Origin of the sequence: Micromonospora sp. NPDC023814 (assembly GCF_040639595.1) — a bacterium.
Lineage (GTDB): Bacteria > Actinomycetota > Actinomycetes > Mycobacteriales > Micromonosporaceae > Micromonospora.
In genome coordinates this window covers 130,202-147,793 of record NZ_JBFAAF010000009.1, presented here as the reverse complement: position 1 = coordinate 147,793, position 17,592 = coordinate 130,202, and the positions used below count along the sequence as shown (strand labels likewise).

Below are 17,592 nucleotides of genomic sequence, written 5' to 3'. Positions count from 1 at the left end.
CCACGCGGCCGGCACGGCCGGCCCGGACCAGGCGGCACAGACCGAAGCGGCGCTGACCCGGCTGCTCGACCACTACCGGCACACCGCGGCACGGGACGCGCGGCAGCCGGCCACGGCGGCGGCTACGGTGCGACGCCGATGCCCTGGCCGGTGAACTCGATCCAGTTGAGGTTGCCGAAACCGCTGGTCGGGCCGCCGGGGACGGTGGTGAACACGAGGTAGAGCCGGTGCGTGCCGCCCGGGTCGGCGATCGGCACGGTGGTGCTGGTGAAGGCGTTGTTGCCGCTGGTCGCGTTGACCGTGGCGGTGGCGACCACCGGCCCGGTGGGCGAGTCGAGCCGGAACTCCACGCCGAAGCGCGGCTGCCCGGCGGTGGCGGCGCTGCCACCGGAGGTACGCAGCGTCACCGACTGGATGTTCGTCAGGTTCACGGTGTTGTTGACCGCGATCCAGTCGCCCGGATCGAGGCTGCCGCGCTGCTGCCCGCCGCCGGTGTCGGCGCTGGTGCCCACGGTGGTCCCGGACTGGTCCCGGGCGAACTCCACCTGCTGCCGCTTGTCCTGGATGATCTGCTGGTCCACCGTGGTCAGTGCCGGCTGCCCGTTGGCCCCCCGGTCCGTGTAGGAGGCGCTGACGACGCCGTAGATGTAGCCGCCGTGGGAGGCGTCGTCGGCCTCCGTGGGCAGCACGCCGGAGCAGCCGAACTGGTTGGCCTCGCCGTGGCCGTGCTCGTCGTGGCCGAGCACGAAGGTCACCTCGACCTTGGCGCAGTCGACCGGTCCGTCCTCGGGGTCGGTGACGGTCACCGACCAGGGGATGCCGTCGCCCCAGTTGAAGAAGCCGCCTTCGACCGGGGTGTGCACGGTGACCGTCGGCGCGGTGTTGCCCACCGTGATCGTGGTGTTCGCCGACGCGCTCTTGCCGCTGGAGTCGGTCACCGTGAGCCGCGCGGTGTAGACCCCGTTGACCGTGTACGTGTGCGTCGGGTTGGGGTCGACCGAGTCGGTCGTACCGTTGCCGTCGAAGTCCCAGGCGAACGAGATGGAGTCCGCCGGGTCCGGGTCCTTCGACCCCTCGCTGGAGAAGGCGACGGTCAGCGGCGCCGTTCCGTTGGTCGGGGTGGCCGTGAGCACGGCGTTCGGCGCCCGCAGGCCCTTGACGTAGCTGAACTTCAGCATCGCCGCGTCCGGGTTGACGTTGAAGAACCCGTCGCCGTACGTCAGCAGGTAGAAGTTGCCGTCGGCGCCCCACTTCATGTCCATCGGGTTGTCGCAGAGGAACGGCTTGGCCGGCGTGGTGGGTGCCTGCCCGCAGTTCAGCACGTTGTTGATCTTCAGGATGTCGCCCTGGGCGTCGAGCCGGACCTCCTTGAGGGTGTCCCGGGTGAACTCGCCGAAGAAGATCGCGCCGTCGAAGTACGCGGGGAACTTCGTCTCCGACCTCAGCTCCGGGTCGAAGTCGTATTTCGCCGCGCCGTGCGGGCCCACGCCGCCCGTGCCGAGTTCGGGGAAGAGCACCGGGCAGGTCCGCGTCGGCGTCGACAGGTACGACTCGGGGCACGGCGTCGGGGCCTGGAACGAGTACCACAGCTCCGACTTCTCCACGGCGGGCAGTTCGGTCAGGCCGGTGTTGTGCCGCGAGGTGTTCCGCGGCGCCGCGCAGTCGAAGGGCGCGACCGGGGAGATCGGGCTGGTGGTCCAGTTCATCTCGATGTACGGCAGGTTCGGCTGCACGCACATCGGCCAGCCGTAGTTCGCCGGCTTGTCGACCACCATCATCCGGCCGGTGCCCGCCGGTCCCCGGCCGACCGCCGCGGTCGAGGAGTCGGGGGAGTAGTCGGTGACGTAGGCGACGTCGTTCTCGTCGAGGGTGATGCGGAACGGGTTCCGGAAGCCCATCGCGTAGATCTCCGGCCGGGTCTTGTCGCCCGGGTCCTGCGCCTCGGGGAACATGTTCCCCTCCGGCACCGTGTAGCTGCCGTCCGCCTGCACCGAGATACGCAGGATCTTGCCGCGCAGGTCGTTGGTGTTGGCGGAGCTGCGCCGCGCGTCCACGAAGGGCGCCTGGTAGACGCCGATGGCGCTCACCGAGTCGTTGTGCGGGGAGAAGCCGCCGGAGCCGCCGCCGCCGGCCGGGGTGTCGTCGCCGGTGACCAGCCAGAGGTTGTTGTCCGAGTCGAAGGCGATGTCGCCGGCCACGTGGCAGCAGGCGCCCCGGTCGACCGGCACCTGGAGGATCTTCTGCTCGGTGGCCAGGTCCAGGGAGGGCGTCTCGCCGTCGACGAACTTGTACCGGGAGAGCTGGAAGTACCCCTTCCACCGGTCCCAGGCCGCCGGGTCGGTGCTGGTGGTCGGCGCGCCTCCGGTGGGGGTGTCCAACGGGGGCGCGTAGAAGAGGTAGACCCAGCGGTTGGTGGCGAACTCCCGGTCGATCGCCGGCCCGTACATGCCGTCCTCGCTGTGGGTGTAGACCGGGATCTGGGCCAGCACCGTGGTCTCGTTGCTCTCCGGGTCGTGCAGGCGTACGCCGCCACGGCGGTCGGTCTGGATCACCCGGCCGTCGGGGAGCACGTCGAAGCCGATCGGCTCGTTGACGTTGGGCTGCGCCCCGATCACCGTCATCTGGTAGTTGGCCAGGACGGTGGCGCCGCAGTCGCCGTCGGTCACGCCGGCCGCCCACTGGATGGCGCCGCCGAGGTGGGCCCGCAGGTCGGTGCTGCCGAAGCTCTCCGGCGTCGCGCCGAGTCCGGTGTAGAAGGACCGGCCGCCCTGGTGGTCCTTGCACCAGGTGACCGGGTGGTCGAAGCCCATCGACCCGCCGGCGTACGTCTTCTCGTCCACGGTGGCCAGGACGTGCGAGACGCCCCGGACGTTGGTCGCGAAGTTGTACCACCGGTCGGTGTGCGCCCAGCGCTCCGGCAGGGTCGCGGAGGCGGGGTGCACGCGGTCGGCCACGGTGACCGTGGCCGGGGCCGCCGCCGTGGCGGCGCCCACGGCCCGGGTGCCGAGCACGTCGTCCAGGAACGACCAGCCCGGTTCGGCCTCGATCGCGGAGTGGACGCCGACGAAGCCGCCGCCGTCGCGGTAGTACCGCTCGAACGCGGCCTGCTGGCCGTCGGTGAGGACGTCGCCGGAGGTGTTCAGGAACACCACGGCGCGGAACTGCTTGAGGTGCGCCTCGTCGAACTTGCGGGCGTCGTCGGTGACCTCGACGGTGAAGCGCCGGTCGTTGCCGAGCTGACGGATCGCGTCGACCCCGGCGGCGGTGGCGGCGTGGGTGCCGTCGGCGGACCGGGTGAAGACGAGGACCTTGTACTCGATGCCGTTGCTGGTCGGGGCCGGAGCGGCGAGTGCGGGTGCCGGCTGCTGCTGGGCCGTCGCGACGAGCGTCGCGCCGACGAGGGTGAGAAGGCTGAGGTAGGTGGCGGCCCTTCGGCCGATCGGTCTGCGCATCGAACCTCGCTCTGGTCGGGCGGGTCCGCCTCAGCGCTGGGACGCCGCTGAGGAGGTCGCGGGGAGTACCAAAGAGCCTGGCCAGGTTCTACGCAGGACGATATTTGCGCCTCGGACCAAAGTGAAGAGGTTGGCGGCGGAAGTTTTCGATGGATGGGCCGAACTTTCGCTTCAATCGGCGAAAGTGGCCACAGGGATGGGACCGGGCGGCCGTGACGTGCCCGTACGCGCACGAGCGGGCCGGTCACCAGCTGGTGACCGGCCCGCGCGAAGGTGCGATCAGAGGGTGCTGTTGTTGGTGCCCGAGCCGGACGGCTTGCCGCGGGGGGTGGTGGTGGCCGACGTCGACCCGGAGGTCGAGCCGGTGCCCGACGAGCCGGAGCCCGCCTTCGCCCCCACCGTGGCCGGCGTCCCGGCGAACGCGTCGTCGGCGGCGGTCAGCTCCTGCTTGTTGCCGTTGCTGCTCAGCTTCTCGCCCAGCTTCGACTGGCCGAGCTTGTCCTTGCCCTCGCTGTAGAGGCGGGTCGCCTGGGCCTGCGCGACGCCGGCCGCCTCCTGGACGGTCGGGTGGTCGAGCACCTTGCGGCCCCGGATCACCAGCTCCTCGTACTTCTCCCGACCGGCACGGGCGCCCAGGACGAATCCCGCAGCCAGCCCGCCAAGAAACATGATCTTTCCGCGCATGGCGGCTCCTTCCGTACCTGACGCGCCGTCGTCCGGCGGGCTTACCCCGCCGGAGGCGACCAAATCGCGCCTGTCTCCTCTGTCCGCAGCTAACTACCCATCCTGCTCTCCGCTCATGCCTCCTTGTGCCGTGATGACGATTTGTCTGGTTTATTGTCGTGTCCGCGGGGCACGGGTCGCAGGGGTAACCCCCTGGACCAACACCCCCCGGAGTCCTGTACTCTTGTCTCCGTCGCACGGCGCGGGGAGATCCGCACCGGACGACGCAGCGGTCCCCCGTAGCTCAATTGGCAGAGCAGCCGGCTGTTAACCGGCAGGTTTTTGGTTCGAGTCCAAACGGGGGAGCTTCCACACCTGACGCCCGTCGGCCCCGCCGACGGGCGTTTGTCGTTCCGTGCTCCCGCCGGCCGCCGACGTTTCGGTGGTTTCGTGCCTCGCCGGCCGTCCGGTTTCCGCCACCGCGGGCGCTCCCGCCCGGCAGGATGGTCTGTGTCGACTTGGACTCACTCTGCGTCGATCGGTGCGTCGATTCTTGGGGTGGGTGCGGATGCCCGGAAGAGGAGGCCACGGCAGGATCACACTCGTCGCCGTGGCGGTCGTGCTCGCGTGGCTGGTCGTCGGGGCCGTCGCCGGACCGTTCTCCGGCCGGCTCGGCGAGGTCGCCACGAACGACAACGCCTCGTTCCTGCCCGCCGACGCGGAGGCGACCCGGGCGCAGGAACTGGCCGGACGGTTCGTCGCGCGGCAGACCACCCCCGCCCTGGTGGTCTACGCACGCGCCAGCGGCATCACCGACGCCGACACGCAGCGGGCGGCTGCCGACGCCACCCGGTTCGCCCAGGTGCCCGGGGTGGTCGGCCCGCTGCCGCCGCCGATCCCCAGCGAGGACGGGCAGGCCCTCCAGGTGGTGGTGCCGATCGACGACGCCGACGGCGAACGGATCGGCACGGTCGTCGAGGAACTGCGCGCCATCGCCGGCGGGGACCGCGACGGGCTGACCGTGGACGTGGCCGGGCCCGCCGGCCTGCTCGCCGACCTCATCGAGGTCTTCTCCGCCATCGACGGCACCCTGCTGGTCGTCACCCTCTGCGTGGTGCTGGTCATCCTGCTCGTCGTCTACCGCAGCCCGATCCTGTGGATCTTCCCGCTGCTCTCCGCCGGGATGTCCTTCGCGCTGGCCGCGGTCTTCGTCTACCTGCTCGCCGACGCCGACGTGATCAAGCTCAACGGGCAGGCGCAGGGCATCCTCACCGTGCTCGTCTTCGGCGCCGGCACCGACTACGCGCTGCTGCTCGTCGCCCGCTACCGCGAGGAACTGCACCGGCACGAGCGCCCCTGGGACGCGATGCGGACCGCCTGGAAGGGCGCCGCCCCGGCGATCGTCGCCTCCGCCGGCACGGTGATCGTGAGCCTGCTCTGCCTGCTGCTGTCCAGCCTCAACTCCAACCGGGCGCTCGGCCCGGTCGCCGCCATCGGCATCGCCGCCACCCTGCTGGTCATGCTCACCTTCCTGCCCGCCCTGCTGGTGCTCGGCGGGCGGTGGGCGTTCTGGCCGCGCCGGCCCCGGCCCGACCAGGCCGACCCGCGCACCGAGCACGGCATCTGGAGCCGGATCGCCGGCTTCGTGGCGCGGCGGGCCCGGCCCGTCTGGGTGCTCACCACCCTCGCGCTGGCCGTGCTCGCGCTGGGGCTGACCCAGCTCGGCGCGACCACGCTCGGGCAGTCCGACCTGTTCACCGAACGCACCGACTCGGTCGCCGGCCAGGAGGTGATCGCCCGGCACTACCCGGCCGGCACCGGCAGCCCCGCCACCATCTTCACCAACCAGCAGGCCGCCGGGCAGGTCGCCGACGCGGCCCGCGGCGTGCCCGGGGTGGCCGCTGTCCGGCCCGTCACCGCCCACCGGACCGGCCCGCCCGACCCGAACGCGCCGCCCACCGTCGTCGACGGCCGGGTGCAACTGGAGGCGACGCTCGCCGACCCGCCGGACAGCGACGGCGCCGAGCGGGCCGTCCGGGAGCTGCGGGCGGCGGTACACGCCGTGCCCGGCTCGGACTCCGTGGTCGGCGGCTTCACCGCGATCAACGTGGACACGTCGGACGCCTCGACACGGGACCGGAACGTGATCATCCCGGTCGTGCTGGCGGTGATTGCGATCATCCTGGCGCTGCTGCTGCGGGCGCTCCTCGCGCCGATCCTGCTGATCGCGACCGTACTGCTCAGCTTCGCCGCCACCCTCGGCCTCTGCGCGCTGATCTTCCGCCACGTCCTCGACTTCCCCGGCGTGGACACCTCGTTCCCGCTCTTCGCCTTCGTCTTCCTGGTCGCCCTCGGCATCGACTACAACATCTTCCTGATGAGCCGGGTCCGCGAGGAGTCCGTCAGGCGGGGCACCCGGGCCGGCGTGCTGACCGGGCTCGCCGTCACCGGCGGCGTGATCACCTCCGCCGGGGTCGTGCTCGCCGCGACGTTCTCCGCGCTCGCCGTGCTGCCACTGGTGGTGCTGGTCGAGCTGGGCGTGGCGGTCGCGGTCGGGGTGCTGCTCGACACCATCGTCGTCCGCTCGCTGCTGGTGCCCGCGCTGGCGTACGACATCGGTCCGAAGCTCTGGTGGCCGGGCCGGCTGTCCCGGACGAACGGTGAGCGGGAGGCGCGCGATGCTCGCTGAGACCGACGTCGTCGTGGTCGGCGGCGGCCTGGCCGGCCTGGCTGCGGCCCGGCGGCTGCACCGCGCCGGCGTGCCGTGGCGGCTGCTGGAGGCCGGCGGCCGGCTCGGCGGCCGGGTGGCCACCGACGCGGTCGACGGTTACCTGCTCGACCGTGGCTTCCAGGTGCTCAACACCGCCTATCCGCGGCTCGGCACCCTGCTCGACGTCGACCGGCTGCGCCTCGGCCACTTCACCTCCGGCGTGCTGGTGCGCAAGGGCGACCGGCTCACCCGCCTGGTCAACCCGCTGCGCGAGCCCACCGGCGCGCCCGGCACCGCCCTGGCCGGCGTCGGGTCGCTGCGCGACCGGCTGCGCCTCGCCGCGCTCGCCACCGGCTGCGCGACCCTCCCGAAGGGCCGGCTGCTCGCCGCGCCCGAGACCACCACCGAGATCGCGCTGCGCCGCGCCGGCCTCTCCGACAGGATCATCGAGGAGTTGCTGCGGCCGTTCCTCTCCGGCGTCTTCGTCGAACGGGAGCTGGAGACCTCCAGCCACGTGCTGTCGATGGTGCTGCGATCCTTCGCCCGGGGCCGGATCGGCCTGCCCGCCGAGGGCATGGCCGCGCTGCCCCGCGCCGTCGCCGACCCGCTGCCCGCCGAACTGATCGACCTGGACACCCCGGTCTCGGCGGTGGCGCCCGGCCGGGTCCGCACCCAGGCCGGCGACATCCGCTGCCGCGCCGTCGTGGTCGCCGTCGACCCGCCGGCGGCGGCCACGCTGCTGCCGACCCTGCCGGCGGTACGCATGCACAGCTACACGACGTACTACCACAGCGCCCAGGAGGCGCCGCTGGACGAGCCGATCCTGCTCGTCGACGGCGACCGGCGGGAGATCGTCGCGAACACGGTGGTGGTCAGCCGGGCCGCGCCGACGTACGCGCCGGCCGGGCGGCACCTGATCGCCACCTCCGTGGTCGGCCCCGCTGCCCCGCCCGAGCCGACCGTGCGGGCCGAGCTGACCCGGCTCTACGGACGGTCCACGGCGGACTGGACGCACCTGACCACCGTGTCGGTCCCGGACGCGCTGCCCGCCGCACCGCCGCCGCAGGGGCGGCTGCGCAAGCCGGTGGCGCTGGGGGAGGGCCTGTTCGTGGCCGGCGACCACCGGGACAGCCCCTCCGTCCAGGGCGCGCTGGCCAGCGGCTGGCGCGCCGCCGGAGCCGTCCTGGCGGAGCTGCGCGCGGGCTCCTGACGCTTGAATCGGCGGGTACGGGGCGCGGTGGGCCGGCTGCTCGCTGTTATCCTCGCGTTGCCCATCGTGCCGCCACCGCGGGGCGGTGAAGCCAGGGTTTCGTGCTGGCCGGTGATCGACCGGGCGGGATAGGATCCGGCGCGGTGCCGGGGCGGTAGCTCAGCCGGTTAGAGCAGTCGACTCATAATCGATCGGTCACGGGTTCGAGTCCCGTCCGCCCCACCCAAGTGTCGTTACTCGCCACCGCTCTTGCAAGGGCGGTGGCGAGTAGCGCCGAGGGTGTCGCTGGTGACGGCGTTGCTGGCTATGGCGGCATCCAGGCTGGCGGTGATGCGGTCGCGTAGCTCCTGCGGGAGGGCGATGGTGGCGTAGTAGCCCTCGATTGCGGTCTCTACGTCGAGGATGGGCAGCTTCGTGGTCGAGCGTTCCGAGGGCGATGGGGAGTAGTCCCAAGCATGCGGAGCAGCGCGTCCCAGGAGGGGGCATCCACAGAACGGGACGGTTGTTGAGTACGGGCCATGTCAATACCTCTCAGGTCAGATCTCGTCTGGACCTGGCGGAGACGCGGCCCGCAGGCCGAGGCCGGAATCGTTGGCGTCATGCGACTCCAACGAATGCAGATCTCGGCGCTGATCGTCCTCGCGCTCGTCGCGGCGCTTGCGCTCGTGCCGCTGCCGACGCTCCCCTACACCATGGGCTTCGCGCCGCACTGGGTGACCGTCCTGGCCGCCGTGCTGGGCGCGATCTTCGTGGTACGACCGCATCCGGCGGGGCTGCTGCCCACCGTACTGCTGCTCTGGTCGGCAGGCGGCGTCGTGCTCGACGCCTTCCGCGCGTTCTTCGCTGTCACGGGGATACCAGCGGGAGAGTTCGCGCGGGTCGACTGGCCCGGGATGGCGCTGCGCGGGCTCAGCCTGGCGGGCTGCGCGCTGCTGGGTGCGCTGCTGCTGCCTCGCATCAGAGTCCCAGGCGGGGTGTGGCTCGGGTACAGCGCGTTCGCGATCGGGTTCGTCTATCCCATGGCCAAGCTGTACTGGTCGTTCGGCGGTAAGCTGCTGCGTCCCGTGGGTTATGACGAGGGCTTCCCGTACGGCGAGCTGATCATGCTGCTCGTCGGAGCGGTGGGTTCGCTGGCCCTGGTCCAGAGGTGGGGGCGGTGGCTGCCGCGGCGGCTGGTGCTGGCGGGCGGCTGGACGGGCGCCGCCATGTTGACCACCATGGGGACCATGTCCGTTTTCGGCACGCTGTCTCAGCTGCTCGGCCTCACCCGAGGGCCCGTGCCGCTGTCCGATCCCGCGGCAGTGGTGACGGTCGGGCTCGTGTACGGGAGCTGGCTGCTGTTCGGGCTGGCGGTCGGCGGGGCCACGCTGTCCTACCAGCGGGCGACGCTGCGGTGATGCCACGGCGCGCGGACGTGGTCGTGGCCTTCGTCGTGGGGGTGCCGCTGTTCTCGCTGTCCGTGGTGGTGGCGGTGCTGTCGGTGCCGGGTGTTCGCGCGTCCCTGCTGGTGGGAACCTGCCTGGTGGCGCACGCGGCCGTCGCGTACCGGCGGTACGTCTGGGCGTTCTTCGTGGTCGCCGCCGCCTTCGCCGTACAGGTCGCCGTGACCGGGCTGTTCCTCGTGCTGCCGTCGGCGGCGCTGTTCCCGCTCGCGGTCTACTCCTGCGCCGCCTACGGCTGGCGCTACCCACCGCTGGTCGTCGGCATGGCGGGAGCGGGGGTGGCGGCGGCCAGGTTCGCGACCGACTCCAGTGTCGCGGCCGCTGACCTGGGGCCGAACCCGTGGCTGCTGTTCGGGCTGTTGGCCGCGGTGGCGGTCGCGGCGTGGGGGTTCGGCCTGTACCGGCGGACCCAGCTCGCCTACGTCGACCTGCTGCGAGAGCGTGCCCGCGACGCCGCGGCGCAGGCGACCGCGGCGGAACGGGCACGGATCGCCCGGGAAATGCACGACGTGGTCGCCCACGCGCTGGCCGTCATCGTCGCCCAGGCCCGGGGCGGCCGTTTCGCGCCTGCGCGCGCGGAGGAGATCCTGGCCACGATCGAGGCGACAGGGCGCAGAGCTCTCGCGGACATGCGGGCTGCCGTCGGCGTGCTGCGCACCGCACCCGAAGCGGCGGAGGCGGAGCGTCAGCCGCTGCCCGGCCTGGCCGACCTGCCGGAGCTGGTGGAGCGGACCCGGGGCGCGGGGCTGCCCGTGAAGGAGATTGTGCGGGGTGCGGCACACCCCCTCGGGCCGAGCGCGGACCTCGTCGCGTATCGCGTGGTACAGGAGGCGCTCACGAACACGCTCAAACACGCGGGCCCCGGCGCCAGCAGCACGGTCCGGCTGGAGTGGACGGACGATGCCCTGCACATCACCGCCAGCGACGCCGGCGGTTCCGCTGCCGACACGGTGCACGGGGGCGAGCCGGGGAACGGTCTGGCGGGGATGCGTGAGAGGGTGAACGCCGTGGGAGGGATCCTGGACGTCCGGACGGAGGAGGCAGGCGGGTTCGTCGTCGAGGCCCGCCTTCCGTACCGGATATGACCATTCGGGTCTACGTCGTCGATGACCAGGATCTGGTGCGTACCGGCACGGTGATGGTGATCGACGCGCAGGACGACATGCGCGTGGTGGGGCAGGCGGGCGATGGGGCGGAGGCGCTGGCCGGGCTGCGCGCGGTGGCGGCGGACGTGGTGCTCATGGACGTGCGGATGCCGCGCATGGACGGGGTCGAGGCGATCAGACGGCTGCTGGCGGCGGGAAACGAGCCCAAGGTGATCGTCCTGACCACCTTCGATCTGGACGAGTACGCCTTCGCGGCGTTGCGGGCCGGGGCGTCGGGGTTCCTGCTCAAGGACGCCCCCGCCGACGAGTTGCTGTCCGCGGTGCGGACCGTCCACCGCGGGGACGCGGTGATCGCGCCGTCCACGACACGCCGCCTGCTCGACCACGTCGCGCCGCGCCTGCCGGACGTCGCGCCGGACCCGCTGACCGAGCGTGAGCGCGAGGTGTTGCGGCACATCGCCTGGGGCGAGACGAATGCCGAGATAGCGGGATCCCTGTTCCTTTCTGAGGGCACCGTCAAGACCCACGTCGGCCGCATCCTGGCCAAGCTCGGGCTGCGCGACAGGGTCCAGGCGGTCATCTGGGCCTACGAACACGGCCTGAACAACCGTCCCTGATCTCTGGAGCAGGCGGGCAACAGCTCGCAGACGTCCTCTCGGGTCAGATGCCAAGCCACCAAAGGATTAACGGGCCACCGCTGACAGCCGGCCCGCGCGACGGCTGCCGACCCAGGGCGCCGCCGCCAGGCCCTGTGTCGAAGTCGGTCACAGCCACTCGTTGATGGCGGCGAGGTGGATTGTGGCCTCGTAGCGCACGGCCAGCTTGTCGAAGCGGGTGGCCACTGGCCGATTGCGTTTCAGCCGGTTGATACCGCACTCGACGGCGTGACGTTGCTGGTAGAGGTGCGGATCGAAGGCCGTTGGCCGGCCGCCTTTGGATTCCTTGGCCCGCCGGTGGGCGTCCTGGTCGGCCTTGCTCGGGATCGTCGCGGCGATCCCACGCCGGTGCAGGTAGGCCCGGTTCGCCCTCGACGTGTACGCCTTGTCGGCCAGGACCCGATCGGGGCGCGTCCTCGGTCGGCCGGTCGTCAGCTCGAAAGGTCCCGCCGGTCCGCCCTTCCGAGGGCGAACCAGAGCGCGGTCACTGATCGGGCGACGCCGTTACCGCGTCTGAAACAGCGAGTTCGCCTCCCGTTTTCGTCCCTGCACCCTGTGGTCGCCTCCTACCGTCTGCTTGGAATTCTGTGGTGAACAGCAGGCCGATCGCGATCACGCCCAGGGTGATGGACAGCGAGCGCAGGATGCCGACGTGGTTCGCAAGGAAGCCGAGAAGTGGGGGCCCGGCCAGGAAGGCTGTGTAGCCGATGGATGAGACGACCCCGACACGGACGGCCGCGTGCCTAGGATCATCGGCTGCTGCGCTGATGCCGAGCGGAAATCCCATCGCGGTGCCGAGCCCCCAGGTGATGACGCCGACCAAGGCAAGTGCTCTGTGCGGGCCGAAGATCGTGACCGCGAGGCCGAACATGGCGAGGACGGCGCTGGCGCGGGTGACGAGTCTCGGCCCGTATCGGTTGACGAGTGACGGCCCGAACCATCGGCCGAGGGTCATCGCGGCGACGAACATCGCGAAGCTCAGCGAGCCGACTGCTGCCGAGGTGTGGTGACCCTCGATCATGGCGGACGCGAGCCAGTCGTTGCCGGTGCCCTCGGAGAACGCCATGCTCAACACGAAGATGCCGAGAGCGAGCGTGCGTGGCTCGGTCCACGCACGCAGGGCGTTACGTGTCGGAGGGTGCGCGGATGGCTGGGCGGCCGTGGCCAGATATCGACGTGTGGACAGTGGCACCGCAACGGCGATAAGGGCTGCGACGACGGCCAGGTGAACGACGACCGGGATGTTGAACGCCGCGCAGGCTGCGGCGAAGCCGGCGCCGAGGACGGTTCCAGCGCTCAGGGAGGCGTGGAACCGGGACATTATCGACGTGCCGGTTTGTTGCTCGACGGCAGCGGCCTCGACGTTCATTGCCACGTCCCAGATGCCGGTACTCAGTCCGAGAAGCGCAAGCCCTGCGGCCGTGACGGTGAAAGCGCCTTGCGCGCCAATGCCAGCCAGGCAAAGCCCGGCCGCGCTGGCCAGGCTGGCCGCGGCCACGGCGCGGCGTGGGCTGGTGCGCGCCACGAGTGGTCCAGCCCCCAACAGCGACATGATCGATCCGATAGGCAGGGCGAGCAGCAACAATCCCAGCTGTTGCGGGCTCAACTGAAGCTGTGACTTGACGCTCGGGATGCGGGCCGCCCAGGTGGCGAAGGCAAACCCGCTACTCACGAACGCCAGGTATACCGCCGCTGTGGCAGCTCGCACCTGAGCACGGCTGTTACCCGCGGGCCCGACCAGCGGCGGTGACCCAACAGGACTATGAGTCATCCGCCACCTCCATGGGCACAAGGCGACGGATGTAGGCCATGACCTTCCCGGAATCGACCGGCCGGGTGGACAGGGTCGCGTGCAGGATCAGTCCTTCGATCAGCGCGTCGAGTGCCTCCGCGGTGTCGGGGTCGAAATGTCGCTGCAGCGAGCGGCGGGTGCTGTCCATCCACGCCTGCGTGATCACGCGGAGCTGGGGGTTGCGGGCGGCCGCGGCGTACAGCTCGTAGGCGAGGACCGCGCTGCGCTGGTTGTCGGCCAGGTCGGCCAGCATTGCCTCGACGACTTTCGCGCGGGCGTCGGTTCCCGGTTCGATCGCCGTCATCTGGGCGTCAAACGTTGCCGCTGCCGTCTCCGCGAGATGGGTAAAGGCCGACGTCAGAAGATGTTCGAGGGTGGCGAAGTGATATGTGACCGATCCCAACGGCACGTCCGCGGCAGCGGCCACCCGACGGTGGGTTGTTCCAGCCACACCATGCTCGGCGATGGTGTCCAGAGCGACTTCTATCAGCCGTTGGCGTCGATCCGGTTCGTACCGGCGGCGGCTCCGACCGGTGCCCTGCTGCCTGGCGGTCATCTGTCGTAGACCGACCGGATGACGCGAGCGGGGTTACCCACGGCGACAACGTCGGCGGGAATGTCCTTCGTGACGACCGCACCGGCGCCGATCACCGAGTTGTCGCCGATGGTGACACCGGGGCAGATCACGGCCATGCCGCCAATCCACACATTGTTGCCGATCGTGATCGGCAGAGCTGCCTCCCACTTGGCGCGGCGTGGTTCCGGGTCAATCGGATGCGTGGGCGTCAGCAGCTGCACGTTCGGGCCCATCAGCACGTCCTCACCGATGAGGATCTGCGCGACATCCAGAGCCATCAACCCGTAGTTGATGAACGTCCGGGCGCCGACGTGAATGTGGCTGCCGTAGTCGACGTGCAGGGGAGGACGAATCTCCACCTCAGCTCCCACCGAACCGAGCAGTTGCTCAAGCAGGGCGCGGCGCCCTTCAGAGTCTCGCGGATCGCTGTCGTTGAACGCCTTGGTCAGCACCATCGCTTGGCGCATCTCCGCTTCCAACTCCGGGTCCGCGCCCCGGTAGAGATCGCCCGCGAGCATGCGTTCCCGCATCGAACGCGGGTCGCCTTCGACAAGATCAAGAAGAGTCATGCGTACGATCGTACAAACAGCGTACGATCGTACGCAACGAGAGCGGGAGCGCCGAAAATCTGGCTGAGGTAGACCCAGATGGCCGCCTCCCCAGGGCGGGGCTGCGGCAGCGGGCTCGGCAGAACTAGCAACTACGGCCGCCGCCGATGAAGCGCCGACAGTGGCGACTGACGTCGATCCGGCTGTCCGCTTCGGGACTGAGCCATCTTCGCGGCCGACGCACTCGGCCAACCTGATCCTGACGCCGGGTGTCCGCCCGTCGTGGAGATCGGAGGAGCGATGAGGACCCACCCCCGATGGCGGTCGACCGGCACGATGCTGGTCGCGGCCCTGGCCACCGCACTGGTCGCCGCCCTGCTGCCCGCCTCGCCCGCGTACGCGCTGCCGTCCGGCAGCGGTTGGTCGGCCTCGTGGAGCTACTACCACCCCAGCGCCTACCAGTACGCCGGCACCCTGCCGGGCGTGCGGCTGACCGGGTACGCCACCGACAACTCGGGCACCAGCACGACGGTCGGCACCATCGAGGACACCGCCGCCGACGACCGCTGCGCCAGGGTGATGCTCTACGCCAAGGGCGTCGGCTACATCGCCGACCGGACCACCTGCGGCAACGGCAGCTATCTCACCTATTCCACCGGCAGTTACAGCCAGGGGCTCCTGGTGATCGTCTACCGGATGATCCCGGGCACGACCACCCAGGACAAGGGTTTCGCCATGTTCGTCCCCGGCTCGTCGGCCGACCCGGAGCTGCGGACCGTCGGCACCGGGGCGAGCTGGTCGTACTACACCTCGACGGCGTTCCAGTACACGGTGACCCGTCCCGGCGTGCGGCTGACCGGCTACGGCGCCCACCAGTACTCGGACCAGCGCTCCTCATTGAACACGGTGGAGAAGACCGCCGGCACGGTGGGCTGCGCCACGGGCAAGGTCACCGGCGGCGTGACCACCAGCGGCGGCACCTGCGTCAACGGCGGCAGCACGTCCTTCCACCGGTCCGACCTGACCAACATCCTGGAGGCGTCCGCCTGCTACCAGCCCTTCCTCGGCACCCGGCGGTGCGTGGCGATCACCATCCCCGAGCCCTGGTGACCCGGCCGACCCGACGCCCCCGGCCGGCCCGGGGGCGTCGGGTCCGTCACCGGCGGCTCTTGGGCAGGTCGAACTGGTCGGCGGCCTTGCAGTCGCGCGTGCCGCCGACGGCGCCCGGCCCGACCCGGTCGAGCGCCTGGCGCGCCCGGACCCGGCCCAGGTTCCAGGCGTACCAGGGGTCCGGCTCGTCGAGGTCGTCCGCGATCCAGCTCAGGGTGCAGCGGCGCACCGGGTCCGGCAGGCCGGACAGGGCGGGTGTCGCATCGGCGGAGAGCGCCCGCAGGTACCAGGCGTCGATCTTCCCCGTCTGCTCGTAGCGGGCGATGTTGCGGCGCGCCGCGTAGTCCTCGGGGTTGAGCACGGCCAGGCTCAGCAGCATCGCCACGGCGAGCGCCACGGTCAGCCGGGGGATCCAGGCTCCCCGCCACCGGATCCCGGCCGCGAGGATCATCAGGAAGACGGTGCCGAGCAGCAGCTCGAACGCCATCACGAAGAGACGTTCCCCGGTGAAGCTGTAGGCCTTCTGGTACGTGTACATCCGGGACAGCGCCGACACCACGATGACGAAGCCGAACGCGCTGAGCAGGCCGAGCAGGATCCGGAGCAGGTGGCGCTCGACCGGGCGATCCCGCCGTGCCCACCGGGCCACCCCGGCGAGCACCGCCAGCGTCAGCATCGTGACGACGACGAGCTGCCAGAACCCGCTGCGCGCGTACTCGGCGTAGCTGAGGCCGGCAGTGCGCAGCACGTGCCGCTCCCCGCCGAACAGGACGGTGAACTGCACCGCCACGAAACCGCCGAACAGCAGCGTCAGCGCGGTGATGACCGGTGCCCACTCCACGACGCCGAGGCGGGGCGTGCCGGGCCGGTCCACCGTCGACAGGTCGGGAGGCGCGGCCAGCGTGTAGACGGCGGCGACCGCGCTCAGTCCGCCGATGCCGGCGAGGAAGAGCCATTCGAACCTCGCGCCGGCGTCGACCTCGGGGATGAGCCCGTCGAGCACCACGGAGAAGGCGCCGTCGGCCGACGAGAGGAGCGCGCCGAAGACGACCAGCGCGGCCACCGTGGCCGCGGCGGACCCGACGACGCGACGGGCCAGGCCCGGGCTCGCCGGCGCCTGGAGGTGGCCGCCCACCCACGGCAGCCCTCGCAGCGCCGCGAACGGCGCCGCCACCAGGCTGAACAGGATGGAGCGTACGAGCCGGCCGCCCACGATCGCGAGGGTCGCGCAGCCGAGCGCGCCGAGGACGCAGAACGTCACCAGCCACCAGGCGTTGCGGAAGGCCAGGACCGAGAGCAGCGCCAGCGCGGCCCCCGCCCAGCCGGCGCGGACCCAGCGCTCGGCGCGCGGCAGGTCGGCGCCGGTGCGGCGGACCGCGACGACCACCGCGACGGTCAGGGTGAGCCAGCCCAGGAACCAGCCGATGCCGGTGCGGGTCAGCGGCACGAAGCACGCCAGCCCCAGCGCCCCGGCGAGGACGGCGGCCGGCACGGAGCGGTCCCGCGCCGCCTTCGGGCCCGGCCACCGCGTCTCGAGGAACGACGGCCGGATCGGCGGCGGCTGGTAGCCGCGGTACGGCGCCGGCCACGCGCCCGGCGTACCGGTCCCGAACGGCGCCTGGTGCGGGGCGGCGGTCGGTGGCGGGGCGGCGACCGGCGTCGGTGTGGCGGCGGGTGCCGGCGCGGCGACCGGTTGGGGCGGCGTGCCCGCCGCAGGCGCCGGGGTGGCGACGGCGGGCGGCGCGCCGGCACGGGAGGGCGACGGGTTTCCGGCGGAGGACGCCGTCGCCGCACGCGCGGCCTCCCGCGCCGGCTCGACGGCCGACGGCGAGCCCTTCGCGTCGGCGGCGGCCGTCGGGGCTGGTCGGGTGTCCGGGTCCGCCTGCCTCGGCACGACGGCCGGCCGGACCTCCCCGTCCGCCTGCTGCGGCACGGCGGCCGGGCGGGTGTCCGGGTCCGCCGGCGTCGGGGCGGCGGCGGTCGGGTCGGTGTCCGTGCCCGTCGGCGTCGGGGCGGCGGCCGGCACCAGCGGGATGAACACGGCGTACCCGCGCGTGCCCGGCGGGATGCTGACCGGGATCGCCCACGCGGGCGTGCCCTCCGCCCCGGGCCACACCATGGCGGGCGGCGCACCGTCGACGGGCGGCATGACGAGCAGGTACGGCGTCGCGTGCCCGGGGTTCTCACCGGCGGTGCTCGCGGGCCCCCCGGCGGTTTCCGGGGACCCCGGCACCGGTGGCGGCTGGGTCACGGGACCCTCCTCGATCGAATGGTCCGCACACTGTACGACCGATCCCGATCCCTTCGCCGCCCGGTGAACGCTCCG

General features: G+C 71.6%; 12 protein-coding genes, 2 tRNA genes and 1 pseudogene. 8 read left to right on the top strand and 7 right to left on the bottom strand.

Features of this window, described 5'->3' with window-relative positions; translation table 11 throughout:
- Positions 1-122: 122 nt before the first annotated feature.
- Both AB0G14_RS07460 and AB0G14_RS07455 read right to left on the bottom strand, forming a co-directional pair.
- Positions 123-3,452 carry a ThuA domain-containing protein gene (locus AB0G14_RS07460; RefSeq protein ID WP_357694702.1) on the bottom strand — a complete coding sequence of 1,110 codons (3,330 nt, stop codon included), beginning with the start codon at positions 3,450-3,452 and terminating at the stop codon, positions 123-125.
- Positions 3,453-3,731: 279 nt separating this feature from the next.
- Complete coding sequence (locus tag AB0G14_RS07455) at positions 3,732-4,136, bottom strand: hypothetical protein (RefSeq protein WP_357694700.1); 405 nt, start codon at positions 4,134-4,136, stop codon at positions 3,732-3,734.
- 272 nt (positions 4,137-4,408) lie between these two features.
- Here AB0G14_RS07455 and AB0G14_RS07450 point away from each other — a divergent pair.
- The 7 genes from AB0G14_RS07450 to AB0G14_RS07420 all read left to right on the top strand — a co-directional run bounded on the left by AB0G14_RS07450 (position 4,409) and on the right by AB0G14_RS07420 (position 11,200).
- Positions 4,409-4,481, top strand: a tRNA-Asn gene (locus AB0G14_RS07450).
- 202 nt (positions 4,482-4,683) lie between these two features.
- Positions 4,684-6,804: an MMPL family transporter gene (locus AB0G14_RS07445; RefSeq protein WP_357694698.1), complete on the top strand. Its 2,121-nt coding sequence runs from the start codon at positions 4,684-4,686 to the stop codon at positions 6,802-6,804.
- Positions 6,794-8,035, top strand: a complete 1,242-nt coding sequence (locus AB0G14_RS07440) for an NAD(P)/FAD-dependent oxidoreductase (protein WP_357694696.1) — start codon at positions 6,794-6,796, stop codon at positions 8,033-8,035. Before AB0G14_RS07445 ends, AB0G14_RS07440 begins: the two co-directional genes overlap by 11 nt.
- 148 nt (positions 8,036-8,183) lie before the next feature.
- A tRNA-Ile gene (locus AB0G14_RS07435) sits at positions 8,184-8,257 on the top strand.
- 377 nt (positions 8,258-8,634) lie between these two features.
- Complete coding sequence (locus tag AB0G14_RS07430) at positions 8,635-9,432, top strand: hypothetical protein (RefSeq protein ID WP_357694694.1); 798 nt, start codon at positions 8,635-8,637, stop codon at positions 9,430-9,432.
- Positions 9,432-10,562 (top strand): histidine kinase, encoded by a 1,131-nt coding sequence (locus tag AB0G14_RS07425; protein WP_357694692.1) that lies wholly within the window; start codon positions 9,432-9,434, stop codon positions 10,560-10,562. The genes AB0G14_RS07430 and AB0G14_RS07425 overlap by 1 nt, the downstream gene beginning before the upstream one ends.
- On the top strand, positions 10,559-11,200 hold the full coding sequence (locus AB0G14_RS07420; protein WP_357694690.1) for a response regulator transcription factor: 642 nt from the start codon (positions 10,559-10,561) through the stop codon (positions 11,198-11,200). Before AB0G14_RS07425 ends, AB0G14_RS07420 begins: the two co-directional genes overlap by 4 nt.
- Positions 11,201-11,347: 147 nt before the next feature.
- Here the strand turns inward: AB0G14_RS07420 and AB0G14_RS07415 are convergent.
- The 4 genes and pseudogenes from AB0G14_RS07415 to AB0G14_RS07400 all read right to left on the bottom strand — a co-directional run.
- Positions 11,348-11,665, bottom strand: a pseudogene (locus tag AB0G14_RS07415) (transposase); the annotation flags it as partial.
- Between the two features lie 58 nt (positions 11,666-11,723).
- On the bottom strand, positions 11,724-12,911 hold the full coding sequence (locus AB0G14_RS07410) for an MFS transporter (RefSeq protein WP_357694688.1): 1,188 nt from the start codon (positions 12,909-12,911) through the stop codon (positions 11,724-11,726).
- A gap of 88 nt (positions 12,912-12,999) precedes the next feature.
- Positions 13,000-13,587, bottom strand: a complete 588-nt coding sequence (locus AB0G14_RS07405) for a TetR family transcriptional regulator C-terminal domain-containing protein (RefSeq protein ID WP_357694686.1) — start codon at positions 13,585-13,587, stop codon at positions 13,000-13,002.
- The gene (locus AB0G14_RS07400; RefSeq protein ID WP_357694684.1) at positions 13,584-14,177 is read right to left on the bottom strand and encodes a sugar O-acetyltransferase; all 594 of its coding nucleotides are present in this window, start codon (positions 14,175-14,177) and stop codon (positions 13,584-13,586) included. The genes AB0G14_RS07405 and AB0G14_RS07400 overlap by 4 nt, the downstream gene beginning before the upstream one ends.
- 279 nt (positions 14,178-14,456) lie before the next feature.
- Here AB0G14_RS07400 and AB0G14_RS07395 point away from each other — a divergent pair, with 279 nt between their 5' ends.
- The gene (locus tag AB0G14_RS07395; protein ID WP_357694683.1) at positions 14,457-15,266 is read left to right on the top strand and encodes a hypothetical protein; all 810 of its coding nucleotides are present in this window, start codon (positions 14,457-14,459) and stop codon (positions 15,264-15,266) included.
- 46 nt (positions 15,267-15,312) lie between these two features.
- On the opposite strand, the gene AB0G14_RS07390 is transcribed toward AB0G14_RS07395, so the two are convergent.
- Entirely contained in the window at positions 15,313-17,517 is a 2,205-nt protein-coding gene (locus AB0G14_RS07390; RefSeq protein ID WP_357694682.1) for a DUF4153 domain-containing protein, read from the bottom strand.
- Between the last annotated feature and the right edge of the window lie 75 nt (positions 17,518-17,592).

Bases quoted from the DNA above. Each gene is read 5' to 3' on its own strand.
- AB0G14_RS07440 (WP_357694696.1), top strand. From the start codon at position 6,794: ATGCTCGCTGAGACCGACGTCGTCGTGGTCGGCGGCGGCCTGGCCGGC.
- AB0G14_RS07400 (WP_357694684.1), bottom strand. From the start codon at position 14,177: ATGACTCTTCTTGATCTTGTCGAAGGCGACCCGCGTTCGATGCGGGAA.
- AB0G14_RS07430 (WP_357694694.1), top strand. From the start codon at position 8,635: ATGCGACTCCAACGAATGCAGATCTCGGCGCTGATCGTCCTCGCGCTC.
- AB0G14_RS07455 (WP_357694700.1), bottom strand. From the start codon at position 4,136: ATGCGCGGAAAGATCATGTTTCTTGGCGGGCTGGCTGCGGGATTCGTC.
- AB0G14_RS07395 (WP_357694683.1), top strand. From the start codon at position 14,457: ATGAGGACCCACCCCCGATGGCGGTCGACCGGCACGATGCTGGTCGCG.
- AB0G14_RS07445 (WP_357694698.1), top strand. From the start codon at position 4,684: ATGCCCGGAAGAGGAGGCCACGGCAGGATCACACTCGTCGCCGTGGCG.
- AB0G14_RS07460 (WP_357694702.1), bottom strand. From the start codon at position 3,452: ATGCGCAGACCGATCGGCCGAAGGGCCGCCACCTACCTCAGCCTTCTC.
- AB0G14_RS07405 (WP_357694686.1), bottom strand. From the start codon at position 13,587: ATGACCGCCAGGCAGCAGGGCACCGGTCGGAGCCGCCGCCGGTACGAA.
- AB0G14_RS07420 (WP_357694690.1), top strand. From the start codon at position 10,559: ATGACCATTCGGGTCTACGTCGTCGATGACCAGGATCTGGTGCGTACC.
- AB0G14_RS07425 (WP_357694692.1), top strand. From the start codon at position 9,432: ATGCCACGGCGCGCGGACGTGGTCGTGGCCTTCGTCGTGGGGGTGCCG.